Here is an 8,513-nt window from a genome sequence, read left to right as displayed (position 1 = left end):
AAAGACCCTGCTTTTGCAGGTAAATGGTCGGGGATCATTTGTGCTCCTACCTGTAAATTACTGGTGATCAAATGGACGCATATCGAATTTGCAGGTGGTGCAGTTGGTAATGGAGCTGTAAGCGGCATTTCAACAAAGTCTTATCCTATTTACTTTCAGAACCCGGCTGGTGTATTTGTATTAGAAGATTCCTGGGTCTATGGTAGTATAGATGATCCCATCCGTACCCTCGGAGGCAAAATCGAGATGTTCAGAAATACCTTTGAAAAATGTGGCTATACTGGTGGTGAGGCTTTAAATGCAAAAGCTGGCACCATTGGAGATTTTGCCTATAATGTATGTATAGGTATTGCCACCAACGGACCAAAGTTCTCTAATGCAGGTGCCGCACCTGGCGTTCCTCCAACGAATGTGAGGGTATACAACAATACCATTATCAATTGTGGTTTCAGACGTTCAGAAGCTGGCCGCGGCGGATCCATTAATTTTGAAGAAGGCGCAGGCGGAATGGCTTACAATAACCTGATGATCAATTGTAAATATGGATTAAGAGTGGTTAAAGCACCTATTGCCGATATTGCAAATCTATCTTACGGAAACAATTACAGCTATGCAGATGATGTCGATCTGGTGAATCAATTCTATCCTCCGGGCTATTTAAGCCAGGCTCCTGTAACAGACATTCCAAAACCCTCTGCTTTTCTACCGGCCGGCTGGAAAGTTGGAGACGTTTACAATGCACCTGCACTGGTTAAAGCCAATGATCCTATGCTGGTTAACGGCCCGGTACCCTTACCTGCAGGTTACAATCTAAAAGATGTAGTGGTGGTTGGAACTTATAACCTTCGATTAAAACCTGGATCACCATGTATTGGCAAGGGAAATACCACCTTTAGCCCAGAAGCCCTGGTACCTCTGGATACAAAATATGGTGCTACAGAAATTACGCCTCCAGGCAAGGATATGGGCGCTTACCAAAGCAATGGGAACGGCAACCAGCACAATTAATAAAGCACTGACACTAAAAAAACAAAGAATCCATCTATAAGAAAACCACTTTATATGAAAAGAACAATATGGGCACTCTCCATCTGTGCCCTTTACTTCAGTACACCTGCAATTGCCCAAAGCGGCTACCAGCTTTCCAGCAAGATATCACTTAATGGAAATGGAAAATGGGACTACCTGCAGACCGATAAAAAAAGTAACCGTCTGTTTGTTTCGCATTTTGACCGTGTCCATGTACTGGACCTGGAGACAGAGAAAGAGATCGGTACCATTAAAAACCTTTCAGGAGTACATGGCATTGCCCTGGCACCCGAGTTTAACGAAGGTTTTATATCTAACGGCGCAAACAATACGGTAACTGTATTTAATTACAAAACACTCGACAGCATCAGCACCATCAAGCTTAGTACAGAAAAACCGGATGCCATCCTCTATGATAAATCCAGTAAAAAAATCTGGGTGTTCTGTGGCAAGTCAAATAATGCCGCAGTTATTGACCCTGCCACCAACCAGCAAACCAGTACCGTGGCGATTGGAGAAGCCCCTGAATTCGCCGTTTCTGACAAAAAAGGGTTGATCTACAACAACCTGGAGGAAGGAAATGCCATTGCCGTAATTGATGCTGCTGCTCAAAAAACGCTCCGTACTTTTCCGCTGGAAAAAGGTTCGGCACCAACCGGTCTGGCCTTAGATAAAGAAGGAGGCCTTTTGTTCTCTGCCTGTGCAGAAACCAATAAACTCAGCGTGGTGGATATTGCAACAGGAAAAACAATAACTGCATTGCCCATCAGCGGCCATGTAGATGCTGTAGCTTTTGATTCAGAGCAAAAGATGATTTTCTGCTCGGGAGGTGATGGTATTACCACCATTATCAAACAGCTTTCCAAAAATAAGTATGAGGTTCTGGAGCGGCTAAAAACGCCTGCAGGTGCAAAAACAATGGCACTGGACAGCAAAACACATAAGATTTATTTCAGTACTGCAGACTATGTGGCCGGCAGCAAAAACATCAAACCAGGATCGTTTAAAGTACTCGTTTACAAAATATAACCGAACATCCTTCTAAAAGGCACGATTCGTCGTGCCTTTTTTTAAAATGAAAAGCAGAAGCGATGGGTTCCATCCTCATACCAATAGGCCGTTTCTACTCCCGATACCTCGCAAATCTGCTTAATGATAGAAAGTCCAAGTCCGTTATTTTCGCTGTTGTTGATTTCTTTATAGAACCGGCTAAACAAACGCTCTCTGTTTAAAGCCTTTTCTGAACCTGAATTGGCCACCACAAGCTGGCCGGAATCCAGTTCAATATGGATAAAACCGCCATTGTGATTATGTTTGGTGGCATTTCCCAAAACATTGTAGATTAAAATCTCCAGAAGCTCAGGGCTGATGGACAAGACGACCTCCTGCAAACTGACCTTTACATCCAGATGCTTGAGCTGCCAGATCTCTTTGAACTCCAGAACTTTCAATTCTATATGTTCCTTAATCCGAACATGATCTTTCTTTTCAAACTGACTGTTTTCAATTTTAGTGATCAACAACAGGTCCTGGTTCACCCTGGACAATTTTCTGATGGCACCATAAGCGGAGCGTAAGGACTCTATGTGTTCAGCGGGAAGATCCTGCTGTACCAATAGGTCCAGCTTAGACTGTATAATGGCTAAAGGGGTTTGAATTTCATGCGCCGCATTTTCAGTAAATTCCTTCAGAATCCGGTAATTTTCCGAAGCATTGGTTGTTGCCGTTTTCAGACTGCTGATCATAAAGTTAAACTCCGCAATTCGGGTTACCGGAAAATCAGGAACATGCGCATCATTGATCTTAAAATTACTCACCTCAGTAATAGACTGGTAAAAAGGACGCCATAATTTGGAGATGATCAGCCTGTTCATTACAAAAGTGGCAATGATCAGCATTAATATGGTAATAATTGTCACAGACAAAATCAAACGGGTTAAATGACTGGTCCCCTCCAAAGGGTTAATGATGCTCACCTGGTATAAGGCTCCCCTGGTGTTTAGGGTATAGATCAGCTGGCGGCAAAGATGAACCCTGCCTATCCCTTTTATAAACAGTTTCACAGAGCGGAACTCGTCTTCCTTCCCCGGTTTGGCCACTTTTTTAAAACTGATGATTTCGTCGTTGAGCAGATTCACCTCTGGCAAGCGGTCGTGCTGCTCTACAAAGGATTGTATTTTTGTTTTGACGCGCAGCAAACTGCCATCGACTTCATTTTTCAGGATTTGTTTGATCAGGAAAAAAGAAACCGCACTGGAAAGTATAAAGACCAAGACCATAACCGATACATTGTACCGGTTGTACATTGACAATAGTTTCATGCTTCAACTGGTAAATCCGCTATGGAAAAGCGATAACCTATACCATATACAGCGTGGATATAATCCGGACACCCCCTATCTGTCATCTTCTTTCTCAGGTTCCTGATGTGCACATAGATCAGATCATAATTATCCGGCATATTGGAATGTACCCCCCAAAGATGGTCAATAATTGCCTCCTTGGTCACCACCCTGTTTTTATTGCTGATGAAATACATCAGCAACTCAAATTCTTTCCTGGTCAGGTCTACAGCCCCTTGCTCCGTTCTGACGTATTTATCCTGAACATTGACCGTAAGCTTATCCAGGACCATCAGGTCATTACCTCCAAATACCCTTCTGCGGTTGATGGCATGTATACGGGCAGCCAGTTCCGGAAGATGAAAAGGTTTGGTCAGGTAATCATCCGCGCCGAGTTCAAGCCCTAAAAGTTTATCGTCAAGAGAACCTTTTGCTGAAATGATCAGCACACCACATGATTTATGTGCTTCTTTGAGCTCCCGCAGGATATCCATTCCGCTCCCTACCGGCAAAGTGATGTCGAGCACAATACAGTCATAGTCGGATGCGGCCAGTTTCTCTCTCGCAGCGTAAATATGAGATGCCTGCTCACAAATAAAAGCATTACTTTCAAGATACACTGTTATACTTTTTAACAGCTCCTGTTCATCTTCAATAACTAAAATTCTCATGTGTTCATTTTGACCTGCCGGAACAAGGAATTTTTAACCTGATGTTAAGAAATTAAAACAGGCAATACCAAAGTAAGCCAACTTATGTTAAGTTACTGATAACTATCTGTTAAATAAATCCACACTTGGCAAAGGAGCGGAACAGCCTTAAGCAGAACTTTAGGATATCTTCAGCTAAAAAACCTCAAAAACTACTTTAAAATAACAAAACAGACCAAAGTCAAAACAAGTTTTTGTGTACTTTTGTACAATTTAATTAATCACATGACTAGCATAACGAATAAATCTGATCAAGCAACTGATGTAGTGTTAATTGGCGCCGGTATTATGAGCGCAACACTTGGTGTACTTTTAAAGGAACTCCAGCCAGATTTAAGCATAGAAATATTTGAACGTTTAGATGTAGCCGCAGCAGAGAGCTCTGATGCATGGAACAATGCAGGCACAGGTCACTCTGCCTTTTGCGAATTAAATTATACCCCTCAAAAAAAGGACGGTTCTGTAGATACCAGCAAAGCCATTTCTATTGCTGAGTCTTTTGAAGTATCCAAACAATTCTGGTCTTTCCTGATTCAAAACCGGTTGATCGACTCGCCGGAGTCTTTTATTAAAAGCATTCCTCATATGAGTTTCGTATGGGGAGAAGAAAATGTAGACTACCTTCGTAAAAGATACGAGGAATTGCAAAAGTCACATTTATTTAAAGGAATGACTTATTCTGAAGACCGGACTCAACTTGATGAATGGATTCCTTTGGTGATGGAAGGACGTGACAAAAACGAAAAAGTTGCGGCCACCCGCATGACGCTGGGAACAGATGTCAATTTCGGTGCATTAACCCGAATGATGTTCAACAATCTGAAAACTAAAGAAAATGTAAGTCTTTATTTTAACCATGATGTTAAAAAACTAAGAAAGATCAATGGACTTTGGGAAATAAAAGTACGGGATGAACAAACCGGAAAACGCCGGGTAGTAAAAGCTAAATTTGTATTTATTGGTGCTGGTGGTGGTTCTTTACCATTGCTTGAAAAATCTGACATCCCAGAAGGAAAAGGTTTTGGAGGATTCCCTGTAAGTGGACAATGGCTAAAATGCACCAATCCGGAAGTTATTGAACGTCATGATGCTAAAGTTTATGGAAAAGCTGCTGTAGGCTCGCCTCCGATGTCTGTACCTCACCTGGATACCCGGATGATTGATGGTAAAAAGGCACTTTTATTTGGCCCGTACGCAGGTTTTTCGACCCGCTTCCTAAAAAACGGTTCTTTACTGGATCTTCCGCTTTCTATTAAAGCGAATAATATATTACCTATGATCTCTGCAGGACTGGACAATATCCCGCTCACCAAATATCTGATCAATCAGGTGAGACAGTCTTCAGACGAGCGCCTGGATGCACTTAGAGAATATCTTCCAAACGCCAGAATGGAAGACTGGAAACTGGAAACAGCCGGTCAGCGTGTTCAGGTGATTAAAAAGGATGCAGAACATGGCGGGATACTGGAATTTGGAACTGAAGTGGTTAGTGCTGCCGATGGTTCAATTGCTGCACTTCTTGGCGCATCACCAGGTGCTTCTACAGCCGTATCCATTATGATCAACTTATTAGAACGTTGCTTCCCTGAACAACTAAAAACACAGGAATGGCAACAGAAATTAAGGAAAATGGTTCCTTCCTTCGGGCAATCGCTTGCTGAGGACGGTGAATTATGCGAAAAGTTAAGAATACAGACAACACACGCCTTAAACCTTCATCCCGAAGGCTTAAGTTTAGAAACTAATTAATAGCCGGGAGCTCTACAAAAAATGTGGAGCCCTGGTTTTTACCTTTACTTTCTGCCCATACCTTTCCCTGGTGGGCTTCCACCAGCTGTTTTACGATGGAAAGGCCTAGTCCGGAAGAGTTTTCTCCCCCGGTAGGCTTTGCACTAAGCCTTGCAAACCGCTGGAACAACTCAGACTGATCCTCGTCTGTCAAACCTGGCCCATTATCTTTTACAGCTAGAACAGCTTTTTGATCCCGGTTATCCACTTTAACTTCAATCTCTGCTCCAAAAGGAGAGTATTTAATGGCGTTGCTAATCAGGTTATCAATAATTTCTGTTAACCGCTGCTCATCGGCATACAGCTGTGAATCCTTTTCGATCTTTAACTCAATTTTCTGCTTCTTATGATCTGCCAGGGCCTGGTTTGACTCTACGATCTGGGATACAATCTCTCCGAAATCAAGTTTAAAAGTATAAAGATTAATCTTACCAGACTCCATACTCGAAGTCGTGAGCAATTCATCGATGGTCCGGGTCATTTTTAATCCGGCCTGTTTAATCTGATCACACATTTTATCTACCATATCCGGATCATGTTTTTTAAGCTTGATCAGATCAGCGCGTACTGGAATCGTTGTGAGCGGGTTCTTGAGATCATGGGCAGCAATTTGCAGCAACTGGTTCTGCTGAGCATTTGCTGTCCTGGCTTTCAACCGCATTTCAATATGATCAATCACTACACCAGCCAGTTCCGTGAGCAATTCTTTCTGCCCGGCACTGAACGTTCCGGGCTGTTTATCCATCAGACAAAAACTACCCAGATTATGTCCTTCTTTATTTTTCAAAGGTGCGCCAGCATAGAACCTCAGACCAAAATCACCGGTTACCAAAGGATCAGATGCAGTCGTTTCATCCATCAGAGCATCTTGTATGATATGCACTTCATCTTTCAATATGGTGGTGGCGCAAAACCCCGGATGTCTCTTCACCTGGTTTACATCGACGCCATATTTAGATTTAAACCATATGCGTTCCGTATCCACCAGAGAGATCAATACGATGGGAACATTAAATAATTTTGAGGCAAATCTGGTTAGCCTGTCGAAATTTGCATCCGGAGGCGTATCCAGGATTTCGTATCTTTTTAAAGCTGCGATCCTTTCACTTTCCTGGGAACTTATTTGATCTGATGTAAACATAAGGGCGATTAATCTAAAGTCAAATATAGTGAAACCTTTGATCAAAGTAATAAGCCAGTACTAAAATACGTCTACTTTCCAGCACCTTTTCCAATGTTCTCCTGCCCCTAATGATACGATTCCTTCCTTCTCCTCCAATTGTTGATGGTGATGAATGCTGTCTGCAATACCGCACCAGGGTTCGAGACATACAAAATCAGCATCTTTGGCAGACCAGATTCCAAAAAAAGGAAAACCTTCAAAAGAAAACTGCAAACCATGTGCATTGTTCTTATTGCCTATAGAAATGCGATCGCTCTTCAGGGATTTAAAAACCAAGGCATCATCATAAAAAAGGGAATGCTCCAGTTCTAGTTTTCCATCGTTCAAGGGAAGTTCTTTAGTTTCCTCATCGATCAGGTTTTGCTCAATTTTATGGTACACCAGGTTTTCATCTTTGTTAAAATGCAGGAAGTATTCACTGTATGCCTCTCCTTTTTGCAAAGGAACAGCAAAAGCCGGATGGCCTCCAACCGAAAACAACAAAACTTCGGTAGCCGGGTTATAGACTTCGTAAGAGCAATTCAGCGACCTACCCTCCAATTTGTATCTCAGACACAACTTAAATTGGAAAGGATAATTCAGTAAAGTCTCCTCATCGCTTTCCAGTGTGAAAAGCAATTCCTGCCCACTTATTTGTTCCGTTTTGAATACTTTATCTCTGGCAAAGCCATGACGGGACATCTCGTAACGTTTGTTTTTATAAAAATAGGCGTTATCCTTTAAAGCACCCACTATAGGAAACAGAACCGGGCTGGATTTGCCCCAAAAGGCAGGATCACCGCTCCATAGATGTTCAAGATTTGTTTTCTTATTAAACAGGCTTTTCAACTCGGCACCTTTGGGTTCAAAAGATGCTTTAACATATTCGTTTTCCAATAAAATCATATCCTTAAAAATAGAAAAATACTTTAACAATATATTTAAAACCTGATCCGTGCAAGGGTTGTTTTTAAGTTAAATGTATATTTTTATCTCATGGGCATACAATCGATCAATCCGGTAAATGGTAAAACCGTTAAAACCTATAAAGAAGAGACGGAACAAAATATTAACAAGAAAATAGATCGGGCACATACGACATGGCAAAAGTGGAAAACTACGTCCTTTGAAGAAAGAGCATCCTTTCTGAAAGAAACTGCCCGTACACTCCGGAAGTACAAAGAAGAGCTTGCCCAGCTTATGGCTTCGGAAATGGGAAAGCCCCTGCAGCCTGGAAGGGATGAAATTGAGAAATGCGCGAAGGTATGTGAATATTATGCCCTAAACGGAGCAAAATTCCTGCAAGATGAACCAGCAACAACTGAGGCCTCCAAAAGCTATGTCAGTTTCCAGCCCCTGGGTGTCGTCTTGGCCATTATGCCCTGGAATTTCCCCTTCTGGCAGGCCTTCCGGTTTCTCGCGCCTGGCCTGATGGCAGGTAACTGTGGTGTACTTAAACATGCCTCCAATGTAACAGGATGT

At 42.3% G+C, this 8,513-nt stretch carries 8 protein-coding genes; 4 read left to right on the top strand and 4 right to left on the bottom strand.

The features are described from left to right. Together VNZ46_RS05040 and VNZ46_RS05035 are read left to right on the top strand one after the other, a co-directional pair. The coding region (locus VNZ46_RS05040; RefSeq protein ID WP_325559035.1) for a hypothetical protein at nt 1–1,008 on the top strand (1,008 nt) is incomplete at its 5' end. Between the two features lie 54 nt (nt 1,009–1,062). Further along, nucleotides 1,063–2,058 (top strand): YncE family protein, encoded by a 996-nt coding sequence (locus VNZ46_RS05035; RefSeq protein WP_325559034.1) that lies wholly within the window; start codon nt 1,063–1,065, stop codon nt 2,056–2,058. A gap of 41 nt (nt 2,059–2,099) precedes the next feature. On the opposite strand, the gene VNZ46_RS05030 is transcribed toward VNZ46_RS05035, so the two are convergent. Beyond that, nucleotides 2,100–3,350 (bottom strand): HAMP domain-containing sensor histidine kinase, encoded by a 1,251-nt coding sequence (locus VNZ46_RS05030; protein WP_325559033.1) that lies wholly within the window; start codon nt 3,348–3,350, stop codon nt 2,100–2,102. Then, nucleotides 3,347–4,042 (bottom strand): response regulator transcription factor, encoded by a 696-nt coding sequence (locus VNZ46_RS05025; protein WP_325559032.1) that lies wholly within the window; start codon nt 4,040–4,042, stop codon nt 3,347–3,349. The genes VNZ46_RS05030 and VNZ46_RS05025 overlap by 4 nt, the downstream gene beginning before the upstream one ends. A gap of 117 nt (nt 4,043–4,159) precedes the next feature. Between VNZ46_RS05025 and VNZ46_RS05020 the strand changes: the two genes are divergently transcribed. Then, nucleotides 4,160–5,830, top strand: coding sequence for a malate:quinone oxidoreductase (locus VNZ46_RS05020; protein ID WP_325559036.1), 1,671 nt, complete (start codon nt 4,160–4,162; stop codon nt 5,828–5,830). Here VNZ46_RS05020 and VNZ46_RS05015 read toward each other — a convergent pair. Beyond that, nucleotides 5,823–7,010, bottom strand: a complete 1,188-nt coding sequence (locus tag VNZ46_RS05015) for a GAF domain-containing sensor histidine kinase (protein WP_325559031.1) — start codon at nt 7,008–7,010, stop codon at nt 5,823–5,825. The genes VNZ46_RS05020 and VNZ46_RS05015 overlap by 8 nt on opposite strands. Nucleotides 7,011–7,070: 60 nt before the next feature. Further along, a complete protein-coding gene (locus tag VNZ46_RS05010; protein WP_325559030.1) occupies nt 7,071–7,937 on the bottom strand; it encodes an aldose 1-epimerase family protein in 867 nt (288 codons plus the stop codon). A gap of 90 nt (nt 7,938–8,027) precedes the next feature. Between VNZ46_RS05010 and VNZ46_RS05005 the strand changes: the two genes are divergently transcribed. Beyond that, the coding region (locus VNZ46_RS05005; protein WP_325559029.1) for an aldehyde dehydrogenase family protein at nt 8,028–8,513 on the top strand (486 nt) is incomplete at its 3' end.

The organism is Pedobacter sp., from assembly GCF_035566355.1.
In the GTDB taxonomy this organism is placed as follows: domain Bacteria; phylum Bacteroidota; class Bacteroidia; order Sphingobacteriales; family Sphingobacteriaceae; genus Pedobacter.
This window is presented reverse-complemented; position numbering and strand designations above follow the sequence as displayed.